The sequence below is a fragment of the Microcoleus asticus IPMA8 genome (assembly GCF_013179805.1).
In the GTDB taxonomy this organism is placed as follows: Bacteria; Cyanobacteriota; Cyanobacteriia; order Cyanobacteriales; family Microcoleaceae; genus Microcoleus; species Microcoleus asticus.
The window spans coordinates 62,602-77,926 of sequence record NZ_SRRZ01000021.1; the positions used below are offsets into that span (position 1 = coordinate 62,602).

The 15,325-nt window shown below is 45.5% G+C and carries 17 protein-coding genes, 1 tRNA gene and 2 pseudogenes; 15 read left to right on the forward strand and 5 right to left on the reverse strand.

Features of this window, described 5'->3' with window-relative positions; genetic code table 11:
* Positions 1-84: 84 nt before the first annotated feature.
* Entirely contained in the window at positions 85-741 is a 657-nt protein-coding gene (locus E5S67_RS08050; protein ID WP_172186546.1) for a HEAT repeat domain-containing protein, read from the reverse strand.
* A 301-nt stretch (positions 742-1,042) separates the two neighbouring features.
* Positions 1,043-1,945 (reverse strand): phosphodiester glycosidase family protein, encoded by a 903-nt coding sequence (locus E5S67_RS08055; RefSeq protein ID WP_172186547.1) that lies wholly within the window; start codon positions 1,943-1,945, stop codon positions 1,043-1,045.
* A gap of 71 nt (positions 1,946-2,016) precedes the next feature.
* On the opposite strand from E5S67_RS08055, the gene E5S67_RS08060 reads away from it, so the two are divergent.
* The 5 genes and pseudogenes from E5S67_RS08060 (at position 2,017) to E5S67_RS08080 (ending at position 5,236) form a co-directional block, all read left to right on the forward strand.
* Positions 2,017-2,808, forward strand: coding sequence for a pentapeptide repeat-containing protein (locus E5S67_RS08060; RefSeq protein ID WP_172186548.1), 792 nt, complete (start codon positions 2,017-2,019; stop codon positions 2,806-2,808).
* Between the two features lie 77 nt (positions 2,809-2,885).
* Positions 2,886-3,925: pseudogene (locus tag E5S67_RS08065) on the forward strand (IS630 family transposase); the annotation flags it as partial.
* A 157-nt stretch (positions 3,926-4,082) separates the two neighbouring features.
* Positions 4,083-4,343: a HEAT repeat domain-containing protein gene (locus E5S67_RS08070; RefSeq protein WP_172186549.1), complete on the forward strand. Its 261-nt coding sequence runs from the start codon at positions 4,083-4,085 to the stop codon at positions 4,341-4,343.
* A 211-nt stretch (positions 4,344-4,554) separates the two neighbouring features.
* Entirely contained in the window at positions 4,555-4,854 is a 300-nt protein-coding gene (locus tag E5S67_RS08075; RefSeq protein ID WP_172186550.1) for a type II toxin-antitoxin system HigB family toxin, read from the forward strand.
* On the forward strand, positions 4,838-5,236 hold the full coding sequence (locus tag E5S67_RS08080) for a helix-turn-helix domain-containing protein (protein ID WP_172186551.1): 399 nt from the start codon (positions 4,838-4,840) through the stop codon (positions 5,234-5,236). The genes E5S67_RS08075 and E5S67_RS08080 overlap by 17 nt, the downstream gene beginning before the upstream one ends.
* A 272-nt stretch (positions 5,237-5,508) precedes the next feature.
* Here E5S67_RS08080 and E5S67_RS08085 read toward each other — a convergent pair.
* Positions 5,509-5,593: transfer RNA gene (locus tag E5S67_RS08085), tRNA-Ser, on the reverse strand.
* Positions 5,594-5,805: 212 nt separating this feature from the next.
* Here E5S67_RS08085 and E5S67_RS08090 point away from each other — a divergent pair.
* The 10 genes from E5S67_RS08090 (at position 5,806) to moeB (ending at position 13,383) form a co-directional block, all read left to right on the forward strand.
* Positions 5,806-6,174 carry a 2Fe-2S iron-sulfur cluster-binding protein gene (locus E5S67_RS08090; protein WP_172186552.1) on the forward strand — a complete coding sequence of 123 codons (369 nt, stop codon included), beginning with the start codon at positions 5,806-5,808 and terminating at the stop codon, positions 6,172-6,174.
* Between the two features lie 34 nt (positions 6,175-6,208).
* On the forward strand, positions 6,209-6,724 hold the full coding sequence (locus E5S67_RS08095; RefSeq protein WP_172186553.1) for a thermonuclease family protein: 516 nt from the start codon (positions 6,209-6,211) through the stop codon (positions 6,722-6,724).
* 143 nt (positions 6,725-6,867) lie between these two features.
* Positions 6,868-7,683 carry an inositol monophosphatase family protein gene (locus E5S67_RS08100; protein WP_172186554.1) on the forward strand — a complete coding sequence of 272 codons (816 nt, stop codon included), beginning with the start codon at positions 6,868-6,870 and terminating at the stop codon, positions 7,681-7,683.
* 102 nt (positions 7,684-7,785) lie between these two features.
* Positions 7,786-8,727 carry a J domain-containing protein gene (locus E5S67_RS08105; RefSeq protein WP_172186555.1) on the forward strand — a complete coding sequence of 314 codons (942 nt, stop codon included), beginning with the start codon at positions 7,786-7,788 and terminating at the stop codon, positions 8,725-8,727.
* 53 nt (positions 8,728-8,780) lie between these two features.
* Positions 8,781-8,957, forward strand: coding sequence for a hypothetical protein (locus E5S67_RS08110; protein WP_172186556.1), 177 nt, complete (start codon positions 8,781-8,783; stop codon positions 8,955-8,957).
* 227 nt (positions 8,958-9,184) lie between these two features.
* Positions 9,185-10,420: an ATP phosphoribosyltransferase regulatory subunit gene (locus E5S67_RS08115; protein ID WP_172186557.1), complete on the forward strand. Its 1,236-nt coding sequence runs from the start codon at positions 9,185-9,187 to the stop codon at positions 10,418-10,420.
* Between the two features lie 74 nt (positions 10,421-10,494).
* Positions 10,495-10,722 carry a ferredoxin family protein gene (locus tag E5S67_RS08120; protein ID WP_172186558.1) on the forward strand — a complete coding sequence of 76 codons (228 nt, stop codon included), beginning with the start codon at positions 10,495-10,497 and terminating at the stop codon, positions 10,720-10,722.
* 184 nt (positions 10,723-10,906) lie between these two features.
* Positions 10,907-11,518, forward strand: coding sequence for a Uma2 family endonuclease (locus tag E5S67_RS08125; RefSeq protein ID WP_172186559.1), 612 nt, complete (start codon positions 10,907-10,909; stop codon positions 11,516-11,518).
* Positions 11,519-11,651: 133 nt separating this feature from the next.
* Positions 11,652-12,131 (forward strand): M67 family metallopeptidase, encoded by a 480-nt coding sequence (locus tag E5S67_RS08130; protein ID WP_172186560.1) that lies wholly within the window; start codon positions 11,652-11,654, stop codon positions 12,129-12,131.
* 79 nt (positions 12,132-12,210) lie between these two features.
* The gene (moeB, locus tag E5S67_RS08135) at positions 12,211-13,383 is read left to right on the forward strand and encodes a molybdopterin-synthase adenylyltransferase MoeB (protein ID WP_172186561.1); all 1,173 of its coding nucleotides are present in this window, start codon (positions 12,211-12,213) and stop codon (positions 13,381-13,383) included.
* Positions 13,384-13,430: 47 nt separating this feature from the next.
* Here moeB and E5S67_RS08140 read toward each other — a convergent pair whose 3' ends face one another.
* Both E5S67_RS08140 and E5S67_RS08145 read right to left on the reverse strand, forming a co-directional pair.
* Positions 13,431-14,642, reverse strand: a complete 1,212-nt coding sequence (locus E5S67_RS08140) for a hypothetical protein (RefSeq protein ID WP_172186562.1) — start codon at positions 14,640-14,642, stop codon at positions 13,431-13,433.
* Positions 14,643-14,829: 187 nt separating this feature from the next.
* Positions 14,830-15,325 (reverse strand): annotated as a pseudogene (locus tag E5S67_RS08145) (IS4 family transposase); the annotation flags it as partial.

Sequence of the window (15,325 nt, forward strand, 5' to 3'; positions counted from 1 at the left end):
TGAGGGCGATCGGGCTAATCTAGGGGCGGGTTTAAGAGTTTAAGGGCAGCTACCAATGTCTGCTTGAGGTTGTAAGCCACTGTTTTAAAGCGAAGCTTCCAAAGTCGCACCTGCAACCCGATGATCTCGATCTTTTGCCAAATAGCTCACAGCAGCGCGAGCTTGAGGATTGTCAAATTTGCTCAGCGCGCGAGCAACTCGCAGCCGAATTCCCCAGTAATCCGAGCTTACTAGAGGTAATAATTGCTGCAATGCCTCTTCTTGCTTCACAGTATTTGCCAGCAGGCCAAATCCGTCAATTGCAGCTTCCTGAACTGCTAAATCTTCGCCGCCAAGACCGATCGCACAAATTTCAAATACTGCATCAGGACACTGCATTTCATACAGCGGAGCCATGATACTGCGGCGGACGAGCCAATTGTCATCGCGGCGAAAAGCTTCCACTAAATGAGAAATAGCCTCGGTTCCGAACATTGACAAAGAGTTAGCGGCTTCGGCGCGCACGTTCGGATCGCGATCGAACTGCATCATTTTTAACAGTGCCGCAAAAGCTTCCGCAGTTTGAGTCTGCCGCAATCCCATCGCCACACACGATCGCACCATAAACTCGAGATCGTCCACTTTGCTCAGCAACATCGGTAGCGCCACCGCAGAATCGCACTTTCTCAGAGCCGTTACCCCCCGCAGCCTCTCTTGAGAATCCGAACTTTGCAGCGCTGCTTGGATTTCGCTAATTTTCATAAGCCAATTATATATTTATTTTTGTTACGTTTCTTTACAATCTTAGCAAAAATTCCCGGATTTTGGGCAGATTTAAAAAAAAATCACTGCTGAACAAGAAATTTTGTGGTTATTTAAACGAATTTTTGTATTAGTAATGAAGGCAATCAATACCCTATTTATTTGAGTATGCGGAAGCATTTTTTGTTTTTTTAAAATAGGTTTTAACAGCCGATTTGTTACAGGCAGCGGCTTGGGCGCGTCGCAGAATAAAATCATTTTTTAACCCCTAATTTTGGAGATCAAAGCGCAATTTAAAATCCTAATATTGCCGCGCATAAAATCCTAAATGATTGGCAATTGGACGTTCCTGCATGGGGATTTTATTCTGAATCGGAGCATTCAACAGTTTCGCTCCTGACGGCGATGCTACTGCAAAAGTTACGGACCCGCCGCCATCTAAATTTAGCACTGTCTCGGCTCCCAACTGCATCGAAATATTAGTTATTTCGCTCAATTTCAGCCCTTCACTGTAAAGCCTCTGCTTGCCGTCTGCCAGAATTAACCACAACTTATCGCCTGTTTTGTCGATCGCCGCGACTGCACGGGGATATGGCTTATCCTGTTTGCTTTCTTTCTGACTTTGTGCTACGGGTTGGCCATTTTTTACCAGCAAAGTATCTCCGGCAACTGCATAGGCTGTTCCCGCAGGACAAGTGCCGTTTTCGATTATTTGAGCGCGGTTTTTGGCATCAAAACAAAGGGCGGGAAAGCCTGGATTTGGTTGAGAATAAGCTTGGCTTTTGGCAATGGCGTGTCCGACATTATTTACTCGATCGCCACTGCGGGGATAGTAATCCCAAGGTGCTTCCTCAATGCAGGGATAAAAAAAATTGCCGTTGACTGCTAATTGCAATTTAAATTCTTTCAGGAATTGAGTAGCCGTGCGGGCATTGGTTTCTGTTAAATCGGGTGTTGGGTTTCCGGGAGTGACAAAAATTCCTATTCCCGGCGCTTTTAGGTCGATGCTAAGAATGTGAATTAGGGTGGGACGCGGATTAGTCCGAAATTCCCTGCGGTAGCCTATTCCTTGAAAGAGCGATCGGGCTTCGTTTGTTTGTTGGGGACGCAAAAAGTAGGGAATGTTGTAGATTAGTATTGGTGCGAGCAATATTCCGAGACCGAGAATCTGCCAAATTTGTTTGATCGTGGGTCGATAAGTCATACCATTTTAGATTTTAGATAGGGGACGGGAACACTGACATATTTATATATTTTCAAGCATCTTATACTAATATGAACAATTCTGATTTTAATAATTTTAGCAATCAAATTTTACGAAATCGATCGTTCCAAGGACAAGTTCTTAACGGTGCTGATTTCAGCGGTGCGGATGTTAGAGGCTGCAATTTTAGAAATGCTCAGTTAGCGGGTGCGAATTTTATCGGTGCGAAAATCGGGCTTTCTAGGCGACAGATAGCTGTTTTGAGTGCTGGGGCGATCGCGATTTGTTTGGTTGTGGGCGATGTTCTGACTCGACTGATTTTGGGAACTCAAGGACAAGTACCGGGCTCTCGCAGTTGGCCTTTTGTTCTGTTGCTGTACGGCGTTTTGAGCGCTGCTGGTTTCGCTTCGGCGATCGCCAGCAAACAGCCAAAAACCTCAAAAGCGGGTAGATTGGCACGAACAATTTCTGCTATTCTATCAGGAGCTTTGTTGGGATTTTTCTATGCTGGCACTGCAACTAATAATAATTCCCAGGCTGCTATTGCTGGAATGGCGATCGGTGGGGTGTTAATGTTTTTTGTGAGTTCCCGGATTCGCGGCCAATTTGCACAGGTTGCGATCGCATCGGCTGGAAGTGTGGCGACTTACGCAGCGGCTTTTTTGTTCAATGCAACGGCGAGCGCTTTTCTGAGCACTCACAAACTGTTTTGGGGTATGTGTTTTGGTTTGCTGTCGCTGCTGTATCTTTGGTTTGCGTTTGTGTCTTTCTCCGCTATTGTTCTAGAGATTAGAAATGCTGAGGGTACTTCGTTCAGAGGGGCAAATCTCGCTGATGCTAAGTTCGATATAAATTACCTCTAAGTAGGTCGGTGCGAAAAAACCGAACTATGTTAAAATAAGTAAAGACAGGGAAGACCTCTACCAAGGTAATTAAATATATGGGCGCTAGATTAAGGATATTTCTGACTCAAGAGCAAGATAAAACCCTATTAAAACTGAGAACTGCGGATGTTCCACAAAAAGTCAAAGATCGAGCTCTTGTAGTTAGGTTAAATGCACAGGGCTGGTACGTTGAAAAAATAGCTGCTCATTTTAATTGGACGCCACAAACAGTGAGAGAGGTTTTACATAAATGGCAAAAACTAGGAATGGAAGGTTTTTGGGAATTACCAGGCCGAGGAGGAAAACCGAAGTGCAAAGAAGCAGACATAGAGTTTTTAATAGAATGCCTCAAAAATGAACCACGTACATACAATAGTGTTCAATTAGCTCAAAAATTAGAAAAAGAGCGTTCTATTAAACTAAGCCCCGATCGATTAAGACGAATCCTAAAAAAAAAGGGTTTATTTGGAAACGAGCGAGAAAGAGCCACAAAGGAAAACAAGAAATCATAGCACGGCAAATCAAACAAGCCGACCTAGATATGCTGGAATGGGCTGCTGCTGCGGGAGAGATCGATTTAAAATATTTAGATGAATCAGGATTTTGTGCATGGAGCGAGGCAGGCTACACTTATTACAAACGAGGCGAGCAAAAGCGACTCGAACAAACATTACGGCGTGGTCGAAGATTAAGTATTGTAGGACTTCTCCAACCTGAAATCAGCTTTGTTTACGGTTTGGTAATTGGGGGTGTCGATCGAAAAGCTTATATCAAAATGATGGAGTCAGAGGCTCGCTCGGCAGAGAGGAGTAAACGAATTAGAGTAATAGTACAGGATAATGGTCCCATACATCGATGTCATGAAGTCCAAAAATTATGGTCGAAGTGGGAAAAGCAGGGTCTATATATCTTGTTTTTACCTAAATATTGCTCAGAAATGAATCCCATAGAATTGGAGTGGCAACACATCAAAAAAGATGAGCTAGCCGGACAAATGTTTGAAGATGAATTAGAGCTAGCTTATGCCGTAATTAATGGGGTAGAAGCTAGGGGTAAAAAAGGAAACTACTCTACAAAACGCATTAAATTGAGAGCCATCGTCTTTCTTAATCTTTTGTTACATACTTATGAATTTTCGCGCCGACTTACTTATCTAAAATCTAAAATTTAAAATATAAAATTCCCCGACTGATATTCAAACAGCGATTGAGCCAGCAGAAAGCGACGCTTTGCTGCAAACGGTGAGGGAGCAAATGGCCCTCGCAACTTTCAATCCCAACGACAGCGAACTGCTCAAAAAGATGGTCGAATGTATGGGAGATTCGCAGGGAATGGTGAGGCTGAGTTTAGCCGAAACTCTCGGCTCAATTGGCAAACCTGCAACTCCTTTTTTGCTGGAAGCTCTAGCACATCACCCCAACCCTGTCGTGCGTAGAGCCTCTGCTAAAACGCTGACTCTGATTTGCGAGGCGATCGCCCGAACCACGCTGCTAGAAGCTTTTTTTACAGGATGAGGATCAAGTCGGGGGAGGAAGAGTGGGATTAAAGACAAAGCTTGCGGTTTCCAACTGCGCCTACACAGACAAAACCCACTTGGAGGGCGTTAAAGAATTTTTACTCGATCGGGCCTTGACATTTCCCTCTCAAAACGAGAGAATAAGCAAAATATCATCAATGAGCAGAGATGACCTATGCAAAACCCGCAAATACCAAAACCCAAAATAAATGCACCTAATTTCTATTCAGAACCTCCGTAAAGATGTTGCCCAGTACCCCGATGTCAAAAATCAAATTGATAGCTGGAACGAAACTGTAAAGAAAGCAGAATGGCAGAATTTGGAGGAGGTTCGCAAGATTTACCGGGATGCCGAAGCAGTAGGAAACTTCACAGTCTTTAATATCAAAGGCAACGAATATCGCCTGATTGTCGGCATCAACTACGAGGAGCAAACTATTTTCTACAAATATTTCCTAACCCACGCTGAATACGACAAAGACAAATGGAAAAATGATCCTTACTTTTGATGGAGCCACTTATAGCAAATTGCTTGCAGAAATTGCTCCTAGGGCGATCGAAACCGAAGAGGAATACGAGCGCCTCCTAACAGTGGCAGAACGGCTAACGTTCGCTAAAAACCTCACTCCAGAGGAGAGAGCTTTATACAAGTTGTTAGTCACGCTGATTGAAGTTTACGAGAGAGAAAATTATCCGATCGACAAATCGGAGCCTCATGAGATTTTGCAACACATCATGGAATCCAGCGGCACCCGTCAAGCGGACTTGGTAGGTATCATTGGATCGAGCGGTGTGGTGTCTGAGGTTGTCAATGGGAAAAGAGCGATTAGCAAGGCACAAGCTAAGGCGTTAGGCGATTATTTTAAAATCTCACCTAGCTTGTTCATTTAATTTGGAAATTGGGCATTTGAAAAACAATTAAGTGACGCTGCTAGACCATATCGCTGGCGATTGGTGTAGGTCACTATGGTTTTCTACTATTGGCATTATATCTGGGCGTTTATTCTCGGGGCGATCGCCCGTAATTTACACTCCAACATTGAAAAGCGATCGCCCTTGATTTTTCTAAAAGAATTCAAGGGCGATCGCTCTAATCAAAGTATTTATCTCATATCAGAGATTTTTGTTGCAAGCTGTTTTTTTTGCTTGAACAGCTTGTTTAACGGAGAGGGAGGGATTCGAACCCTCGTTAAGTTGCCCTAAACACACTTTCCAGGCGTGCGCCTTCAACCGCTCGGCCACCTCTCCAGGGCTAAATTAATTCATTTAGCCACAGCTAAACTATCTTAGCAGAACAAATCTGATTTGGGAAGGGGTAACGGCATAAATTTGCTGTTTAATGTGGGTAGGGTGTCAAACGGGCAGGCCGGATTCTGCTCCCTGTGTCGCAAACCCTTTCATATAAAGGATTTTGCCCGCAAACCCCAATCTAAAATCTAAAATCTAAAATCTAAAATTCCATGACTCACTCTTACACAATTAAAATTCATAACAGACAGACAGGCGATCGCCACACCGTGCGAGTACCCGAAGACCGCTACATCCTCCAAAGCGCCGAAAACCAAGGAGTAGAATTGCCCTTTTCCTGCCGCAACGGCGCTTGTACCGCCTGTGCGGTGCGCGTCAAGTCGGGGGAACTGCACCAGCCAGAAGCAATGGGGCTTTCTGTGGAACTGCAAAAAGAAGGTTATGCCCTGCTGTGCGTCAGCTATCCCCGTTCCAACATCGAGGTAGAGACGCAAGACGAAGACGAAGTGTACGAACTGCAATTCGGCCGCTACTTCGGCAAAGGTAAAGTTAAAGCCGGTTTGCCGTTGGATGAAGAGTGAGGCAATTTGATAAATTATCAACTACCAATTATCCATGCTTTATCGATTATGTGCGATCGCCCTTTGTCTGTTGCTAGCTAGCTGCCAAAAACCCGAAATGCCCCAAGGTACGATCGCCAAAGTAGAAAGGGCCATCAGCGGCCAAACAATCGAAGTTATCAGTACAGCCGACAAAATAGCCTTATTAGAACAAATCAGGCTGATTGGTATTGATGCGCCGGATTTAAAACAGCAGCCTTGGGGAGAAGCAGCCAAACAAAGACTAGAACAGCTAATTGGGGGAAAACAGGTATTGTTAGAATCAGACATCGAACAGAAAGACGGGTTCGATCGCAAACTAGCCTACTTGTGGCAAGATAAAGTTTTGCTCAACGAACAGCTAGTCAAAGAAGGTTATGCCCTGGCTTCAGTGCGATCGCCCAACACCAAATACCAGCAGCGACTGGTGAACGCTCAAGAATGGGCGAGACTCATGGGTAAAGGCCTGTGGAATCCAGAACGAGCTTTGCGCCAAACTCCCGCAGAATTTCGCCAGCAAAATCGCCAATAGTCAGTAGTCATTAGTCATTTGTCATTTGTCAATGACTAAAAACTCCTCAGTTATAACTAATAACTACTAACGAGCAATGATTTCCTTCTTCCTTCTGCCTTCTTCCTTCTGCCTTCTTCCCTCTTCCTTCTTCCTTCTTCCTAATGACTGACAATCAACTGCAAAACTTCTTAGAAATAGCCACAGAAGCAGCCCTGGCCGCTGGTTCCGTCCTGCAATCTTTCTGCGGGAAATTAGAAAAAATTCAAGAAAAAGGCCGATCGGGCGATTTAGTCACAGAAGCCGACAAAGCCTCAGAAGCCGTCATCTTAGAAATTCTCGGCCGCCACGTACCCGACCACGCCATCCTCGCCGAAGAATCCGGCAAATTAGGGGATGCCAGCAGCAAATACCTGTGGGCGATCGACCCTTTGGACGGCACAACCAATTATGCTCACCAATATCCTTTTTGGGCCGTGTCGATCGGACTGTTAATCGACGGCATACCACAAATTGGAGTAATTTACGACCCTTTTCATAACGAATTATTTCGGGCTGGCAAGGGATTGGGAGCAACCTGCAACCGGAAGCCCATCCAAGTTTCCCAAATCTCAGAATTGAGAACCAGCTTGCTAGTCACTGGCTTTGCATACGATCGGCGCGAAACAGCAGACAATAATTATGCCGAATTCTGTCACCTCACCCACCTCACCCAAGGCGTGCGGCGCAGCGGTTCGGCATCCCTAGACCTCGCACACCTCGCGATGGGGCGATCGGACGGATACTGGGAACGGGGACTCGCCCCTTGGGACGTAGCCGCCGGTGTAGTCATCGTCTCCGAAGCAGGAGGTCAAATTACAGCTTATGACGGCAGTGCCTTTAAGATGAACTCGGGTCGGATTTTGGCCACAAACGGCAGAATACACGCCGAACTCAGCAGCGCACTGCTAGCAGTTCCTCCCTTATCTTCCTGGAAGTAGCGCCCCCGCAGCCAAGGATCGGGGGTAGTACGGGGGTCACAACCCCTTGACTCAAGCTACATTAAAGGATAGTGAAAAGCCAGGAAAGGAAGAGTAAAAGTTATGTCTTTTGAAATGACAAAAGGGCTGTTCAAGTATGACTTTATTGATCAGCACGCAATTTTGGGAATTCCCTTAGACGCCGAGTTTAACGACATCCGCAAGCGCTACATGAAAATCGCCCGCCGCTTGCATTCGGATACTTGCTCTTTTGAAGACCCAGCCGATAAAGATTGGGCCAACCAATTTTTATCAAAAGTAGTCAATCCGGCTTACAACAAATTCTCTAAGGAAAGCGATCGCAAAGAATACAACCTGCTATTAGCAACCATCAGCAAGCGCCTCGTTAAAGAACAGGCGAAAATGCAAATCGAAAGCGCAGCAGCCAAACAGTTAGCTACGGCTCAAAATTGGGAAGAAGCTTACAAAACAGCAGTTAACAAACTCGCTCTCAAGCAGTACGAATCAGTTGAGGAAACGCAACAGGCGATCGATCAAATTAGCGAACTCAACATGGTTTACCTGCTGCGAAAAGAGCGCATGGGTGGTGGTGGCGGTGGTGGGGTTGCAGCCGGTTCACCTGCAAAAGCCACAACCCCAACTAGCACAGAAAAAACAGCAGCAGCAACCCCAGCCACCGCAACTCCCGCGGCGCCTCCTCCGCCTAAAGTCGAACCCTCAGACTCGCAGACCGCAGCCTATTGCCGCCGAGCTCAAGGATTTATGGACAGCAAAAATTACGCTAAAGCAAGTTTGGAGTTGAGGGAAGCCCTGAAGCGCGACCTGAAACACAGCCAAGCCCACGCTATGTTAGCAATGTGTTACCTCGAACAAAATCAAGCCACAATGGCGAAACTTGAGATGAACAAAGCTTTGGCATCAAATCCTGAAGAACCGACGGCTTTGGAGGTTAAGAAAAAGCTGGAACAAGCTTCCGCAAAAGCCAAAAAAGGTGACGAGAAACCAGGATTTTTTGCAAGTTTGTTTGGCGGGAAGAAGAAGTGAGAAGTTGTGAATTGTGAGTTTGGAATAGTTAGAAAGTGTTGAATAGCTGAGCAGTGGAGCGATCTGGCTCAAAAGAATCCAGAGTTGGCGATCGCACATCGGATCGCCTTCAAAATTATACCGTCAGTGCGATCGTCCCGCGATCGCGGATGCTCCAGAAAGAACGGGACGATCGCACTGACGGAGAAAATGATTATTCCGATGCAAACGAAAACGATATGACGCCTTAATTTGTTAAAGTCGAATGTTAAGCTTGCCTTCTTCGACTTTAACACCGTCCCCTAAAGCTAAGCTTCTAAGCCCCATCTAAAATCTAAAATCTAAAATCTAAAATTGATATGACACCTTAATTTGTTAAAGTCGAATGTTAAGCTGGCCTCGTTAGACTTTAACACCGTCCATAAAGCTAAGCTTCTAAGCCCCATCTAAAATCTAAAGTCTAAAATCTAAAATTGATATGGTTCACCAACCCCCATCCGGTGCAAGAGATTTATTGCCCCTTGACGTTGCTCAAAAAATTTCGATCGAACGGCGCTTGCAGCAGGTTTTTCACCGCTGGGGCTATCACCGGATTATTACTTCAACTCTAGAAAGGCTGGAGACTTTAATGGCTGGGGGCGCGATCGACCGATCGACTCTGATTCAATTGCAAGACGCCGAGGATGGAGAACTGGGTTTGCGGCCGGAATTGACAGCATCGATCGCCCGCGCGGCTGCAATGCGGATGGCCGGGACTCGCTGGCAGCCTCAGCGCCTCTACTACAACGCTAACGTGTTCCGCAAAGGCCCAGATACTGGCTCAGGCGGGCAACAGGAGTTCTATCAAGCTGGGGTAGAGCTGCTCGGCGCGGGGGGGACGGTTGCGGATGCGGAAGTGCTGCTGCTGCTGTCTGAGTGCTTGCAGAGCTTGGGAATTGATGACTGGCATTTGGTTTTGGGAGAAGCGGGCTTGACTGCAACATTGCTAGAACCGTTTCCGCCAAACGTGCGCCAAAAAGTTCGGGGGGCGATCGCCAATCTCGATCGAATTGCCTTGGAAACTTTGCCGCTGTCAACCGAATTGCGAGAAAGAGCTCTGCTGTTATTTGACTTGCGCGGTCGCCCAGAAGAGGTGTTGCCAATTGTTGCCAAGCTGGATTTAGATTTGCCGCAGCAATCCGCGTTAAACAATCTCAAATCTGCGATCGAATTGCTGCACCAATGTCAATCAAAAATTCCCAAACTCAAATCTCAAATTCACCTCGATTTGAGTTTAATTCAAACATTTGACTACTACACTGGAATTGTGTTTGAAGTTGTCAGCAGCAGCAAGACAGGACAGCGAGTTTTAGGACAAGGGGGACGCTACGACCAACTGTTGGGACTGTTCGACCCCCAAGGGCAAAATTCCCCCGGCATCGGGTTTTGTCTGAATATTGAAGATTTGCACCAAGTTTTGCTGACAGAGGGGCAATTGCCCACGGAGACACCAGCTAGCGAATGGTTGGTTGTGCCTCAAACTCCTGAAGCTGGGGCGGCGGCCTTTGATTATGCTCGCAAACTCCGAGAGTCTACTCACCTAGTTCGGGTAGAAATAGATTTGGAGAGTCGGGAGACTGCGGAGGCGACCCGGGAATACGCGCGCGATCGACGAATTGCTCAAATTGCTTGGGTAAATGCCGAAGGATTGCCAACTATTGAAACGGTAAATTAGGGTCTGTTTGAAACGTAATTCCTAATTACCAATTGCTAATTTCTCATCTACAATCCCAAATCCAAAATTGAAATATGGCGCACACTATCGTTACGAATATTTGCGAGGGAGTTGCTGATTGCGTCGGCGCTTGTCCGGTTGCTTGCATTAACCCCGGCCCCGGCAAAAATGTCAAGGGTACTGATTGGTTTTGGATTGATTTTGATACCTGTATTGACTGCGGTATTTGTTTGCAGGTGTGTCCTGTCGAAGGTGCGATCGTTCCAGATGAACGGCCTGAGTTGCAGCAAACTCCTTCTTGATTGAATTAACTCTTTTTCCCCTTCTCTTCTCTTCTTTTGTGTCATAAGCGTCTTCGCGGTTCGTTAAATTTATATTGGAACTTTTTTTTTAACGAACCGCAGAGACCGCAGAAGACACAGAGAAGAAGTTGAGAAAGAACGAAAAAATCTAACGTTGAGATATCTTAAGTGCAGGTAATTAGTTATGCTACTTTTAGATCCAAAAACTCTCGATCCAGCGACTGAACAGCGCATAATTCTATATGATGTGACTTGGGAGCAATACGAGCAACTTTCCGATATGTTTGTCGATGAATTTCTCAGGATGATCTACTTGGAAGGAACGTTAGAAATCATCATGACGACTTCGCCAGAACACGAAAGGCTTAAAACAATTATTGCCCGGTTGATAGAAACTTATGCGGTTGAAAGGCTAATTAATCTCAACGGTTACGGAAGTGCTACATTTCGCCGCGAAGCTGTGAGACGGGGTGCGGAACCGGATGAGTGTTACTGCTTGGGTGCACTCGCAGAAATCCCGGATATTGCGATCGAAATTGCTCTAACTAGCGGTGGAGTTGACAAACTAGAAGTGTATCGCGGTTTGCAAGTTCCTGAAGTCTGGTTTTGGGCTAACGATCAATTTTCTATTTACCACTTGCGGGAGTCTGGTTATGAGTTAATTTCGAGCAGTGAATTTTTGCCTGAGTTAGACTTTTCTGTATTGAGTCAATATGTAGGATATGTTAACCAGACTGAAGCTGTTATTGCTTATAGAACTGTTTTGCAAACAGCTACAGGAATGTCAAACCAATAGACATCTCCAGAAAAGCCAGTATTGAACAGGCAAGATGCCTGTTCCACAATTAAAAAAGCCCGTGAAGCGTAGCTATCCCGCAGGGAATCGCACTTTACAAAAAAATCTACAATAAAATCTACAATAAAATCCTATGCAGCCGATCGCACTTTCCGACTCTCACATTTTATCCATGCGCACCCACGCTGAAAGCGCTTATCCTGAAGAATGCTGCGGTTTGTTGCTCGGTCGAGTTACTGCTGGTGTTAAAACTTTAGTAGAAGTTTGGCCGACTGAAAATGCTTGGAGTGCGGAAGCTGAACAGAATTGGCCGGAACAAAAAGAATTGACAGAAAGACGCAGATATGCTATAAGACCCGAAGATATGTTGCGGGCGATGAAACACGGGCGCGATCGCACTCTGGATATTATCGGTATATATCATTCTCACACGGATTGTCCCGCAGTGCCCTCAGAGTGCGATCGGACATTGGCCTGGGCCCAATACTCTTATATCATTGTGTCCGTCCGACAAGGCTGTTGGGAAGACCTCCGCAGTTGGAGTCTTGACGGAGAGGGGAACTTTCAAGCAGAGGAAATTATCGCAGGGGAACCGACTCAGATTAAGAAATAATTAGTAAAAATAACAAACTCGTAAAAATGCGAAAGATTCAGATAGGATATAATTCAAAATCTGCGCTACACACAATATCATGCTAAATCCTAATCTGGACGAGATCCAGCTCAACAAACAAGAATACGAACGCTACTCTCGCCACCTCATCCTCCCAGAAGTTGGATTGGAAGGGCAGAAGCGTCTCAAAGCTGCCAGCGTTCTCTGCATCGGTACGGGAGGCCTCGGTTCGCCGCTGCTGCTTTATTTAGCGGCCGCCGGTGTTGGCCGCATTGGGATTGTAGACTTTGATATTGTTGACCATTCCAATTTGCAGCGGCAGGTAATTCACGGCACTTCTTGGGTCGGGAAACCGAAGATTGAGTCGGCTAAAAATCGGATTTTAGAAATTAATCCTTTTTGTCAAGTTGATTTGTACGAAACTCGCGTTAGTTCGGAAAATGCGATCGACATTGCCACTCCTTACGATATCATCATCGACGGTACGGACAACTTCCCGACTCGCTATTTGATGAACGACGTTTGCGTGCTTTTAAACAAGCCCAACGTCTACGGTTCCATCTTCCGATTTGAAGGGCAAGCAACAGTTTTCAACTACGAAGGCGGCCCGAATTACCGCGATTTGTACCCGGAACCCCCACCTCCTGGGATGGTTCCTTCTTGTGCAGAAGGCGGCGTTTTAGGCGTTTTGTGCGGAGTTGTCGGTTCTATCCAAGCAACGGAAGCTATCAAGATTATCTTGGGTCAAGGCACTACTTTGAGCGGCAGACTGTTGCTTTACAATGCCTTAGATATGACGTTCCGGCAATTGAAACTGCGGCCTAATCCAGTGCGTCCGGTAATTGAAAAGTTAATCGATTACGAACAATTCTGTGGCATTCCTCAAGCTAAAGCGCAGGAAGCGCAAGAACAACAGCAAATTTCTGAGATGACTGTCGCCGAACTTAAGGAGTTAATCGACAGCGGTGCGAAGGATTTTGTATTGTTAGATGTTCGCAATCCCAACGAGTATCAAATTGCTCAAATTCCTGGGTCGGTTTTGGTTCCTTTGCCGGATATCGAACACGGCGAAGGTGTCGCCAAGGTCAAGGAATTGTTGAACGGCCACCGCTTGATTGCACACTGCAAAATGGGCGGGCGTTCTGCGAAGGCTTTGGGGATTTTGAAGGAAGCGGGAATTGAGGGAATTAATGTTAAGGGCGGGATTACTGCTTGGAGTCAAGAAGTAGACTCGTCTGTTCCTCAATATTAAGGCTAATCTTTTTCTGGGGCGGGTGATTTGCCCGCCCGGAACCGGGATTATGTCGGTGGCAACTGTTTAGTTCTAGTTAGTAGATTCTTGAACTTACCTAGTAGATTCTTGCAATTGGCCAGTAACAAAACCCCACCCCAAACTAGAGCCCCGGCACCGATACTAATCAACAATACGAAGGCAAAAGAATTAATTCCCACCTTCAGGAAAGGCAAAGCAATCATCTGATTCGGCGGGTCTTGTTTAATTAAATAAGGAGAACTGCCAGCCACTACCCCGGCTACTCCCAAACCAAAACCGACAGCTTGAATTGTTACCTCTAGTTTGGCATCCCGATAAGCTTCTTCGATCGCCACAATAGCTCTAATTGCCTCGGTTGCTTGGTCTAGCAAGCCGGAACCGTGTTTGAAATAGCCTAAATCTGCTTGAATCTGCCTTTGAAACTGCGGGCAAGTTTCTTTGGTGAATGTTTCGAGGAAACTTAAATCGGTATCACTATCATTATACTTTTTAGCTGCTTTGATGTCAAGACTTATTTTATTTAATTGATCTTGGTAATTTTGGGCGTTAATGGCGATCGTATTTTGGCGAAACTCCAAATCAATCAGCATTCGGGCATACTTCACAGCCCGAGGCGGCATCTCAATCATCTGAGTTTCCAGATATTTTAATTCTTCCTCCTTTAAACCCGCACCTTTCGATTGCTTCTGCTGAGCTTTATCTCGCTGCAAATACTTAAAAGTATTGTCAATATCCAGTTCAATTTGTTTGTATTCCTCGCGAGTCACGGCGTAAAGCTTGCGGCTGTCGTGATAAGCGCGAAGAATCTTATTTCGGTACAAAAACAAATCCATAAAATCGCTGTACCGCGTCTCATCCCAGATTTCATCAGTTGCAGAACTGTTGAAAAACCAGACGATAACGTGGCAGTCGGTATCTTGCAGACTCGGATTGCCGTATTCTAAAATCGGGCTACCGAACAACTGGCCTTGACGGTAAAAACTCGGCAGATTTTGACCGGAAATAAATTTTTCTAGACACTGTTGCGCTAATTTTTTCAGAAACTGCGAATCTTCCCGCGCCGCTTGATTTTGTTCTACACTCAGCCAAGCGGTAAGCAGCAGAGTTTGACCGAAATAGCTTTGCACAAAATCCGGCAGCAAGCAGTTATCGGGATTAAATTCCTTGAAGATGCTAACATCGACAGCCGATGTTTTATTGCCGTCAACTTTTTCGGGAACGCGAATTTGTAAACCCAAAGCGTAGCTGTCATCAATCCGCAGCGGTTGGGCAAAACCTTTGAGGCTAATTTGTTGGTTTTCGTGGGAAATATTCTTATCAAAAGCCAGAGAATTTCGCTGGCCAACAACTTCTTTATTAATCAGGTTGACTCGCCATCCGGTAGGTTCGTCTTTTTTGGCTTAGTGGTGCAGAAAACTATTTTTGTTAAGAAGAAAATGACATAACTTTAGAAAATTCAATCCGCCGCTCTAACTTCGCTAGTTTTTTGAGAGAAGCACAAGCGGGAGGAATTTTCACCCAAGGAATGGGCGTGAGAAGTGGAATTAAACGAGCTTGATGACCTAAACTTTTCATAGCTCTGATACCAAGCTGTAAAAGGCTTAAACCTCTTTCACCATGCCAATCTATCTTACTTCTGGAGCTTGTTTCTATCACTCTCAATCCCAATCTAATTGCTAATATTTCAGCAATTTCTATCATCATTAATAAATTACTCAAAGCTTGAGCGTTCCTAATTTTCGACCGTAAGATATCAAACGTGCCAGACTTATAATCTTTAAATCGAGGTTCAATTCCGCCAAATCTTTTGCCATATAGTTGGAATGTTTGTAGTGATAAGGGTGTATTTGTCAGTACGGCCCAAGGTTCTTTCACTCCACGACAGTTAGCCGTTCCTAAATTGCACTCTACATCACCAAGC

Coding starts and splice junctions, on each gene's coding strand:
- E5S67_RS08130 (WP_172186560.1), top strand. CDS start 11,652: ATGCAGCCGATCGCACTTTCCGACTCTCACATTTTATCCATGCGCACC.
- E5S67_RS08115 (WP_172186557.1), top strand. CDS start 9,185: ATGGTTCACCAACCCCCATCCGGTGCAAGAGATTTATTGCCCCTTGAC.
- E5S67_RS08090 (WP_172186552.1), top strand. CDS start 5,806: ATGACTCACTCTTACACAATTAAAATTCATAACAGACAGACAGGCGAT.
- E5S67_RS08055 (WP_172186547.1), bottom strand. CDS start 1,945: ATGACTTATCGACCCACGATCAAACAAATTTGGCAGATTCTCGGTCTC.
- E5S67_RS08105 (WP_172186555.1), top strand. CDS start 7,786: ATGTCTTTTGAAATGACAAAAGGGCTGTTCAAGTATGACTTTATTGAT.
- E5S67_RS08080 (WP_172186551.1), top strand. CDS start 4,838: ATGATCCTTACTTTTGATGGAGCCACTTATAGCAAATTGCTTGCAGAA.
- E5S67_RS08125 (WP_172186559.1), top strand. CDS start 10,907: ATGCTACTTTTAGATCCAAAAACTCTCGATCCAGCGACTGAACAGCGC.
- E5S67_RS08120 (WP_172186558.1), top strand. CDS start 10,495: ATGGCGCACACTATCGTTACGAATATTTGCGAGGGAGTTGCTGATTGC.
- E5S67_RS08075 (WP_172186550.1), top strand. CDS start 4,555: ATGCACCTAATTTCTATTCAGAACCTCCGTAAAGATGTTGCCCAGTAC.
- moeB (WP_172186561.1), top strand. CDS start 12,211: ATGCTAAATCCTAATCTGGACGAGATCCAGCTCAACAAACAAGAATAC.
- E5S67_RS08100 (WP_172186554.1), top strand. CDS start 6,868: ATGACTGACAATCAACTGCAAAACTTCTTAGAAATAGCCACAGAAGCA.
- E5S67_RS08060 (WP_172186548.1), top strand. CDS start 2,017: ATGAACAATTCTGATTTTAATAATTTTAGCAATCAAATTTTACGAAAT.
- E5S67_RS08095 (WP_172186553.1), top strand. CDS start 6,209: ATGCTTTATCGATTATGTGCGATCGCCCTTTGTCTGTTGCTAGCTAGC.
- E5S67_RS08050 (WP_172186546.1), bottom strand. CDS start 741: ATGAAAATTAGCGAAATCCAAGCAGCGCTGCAAAGTTCGGATTCTCAA.
- E5S67_RS08070 (WP_172186549.1), top strand. CDS start 4,083: ATGGCCCTCGCAACTTTCAATCCCAACGACAGCGAACTGCTCAAAAAG.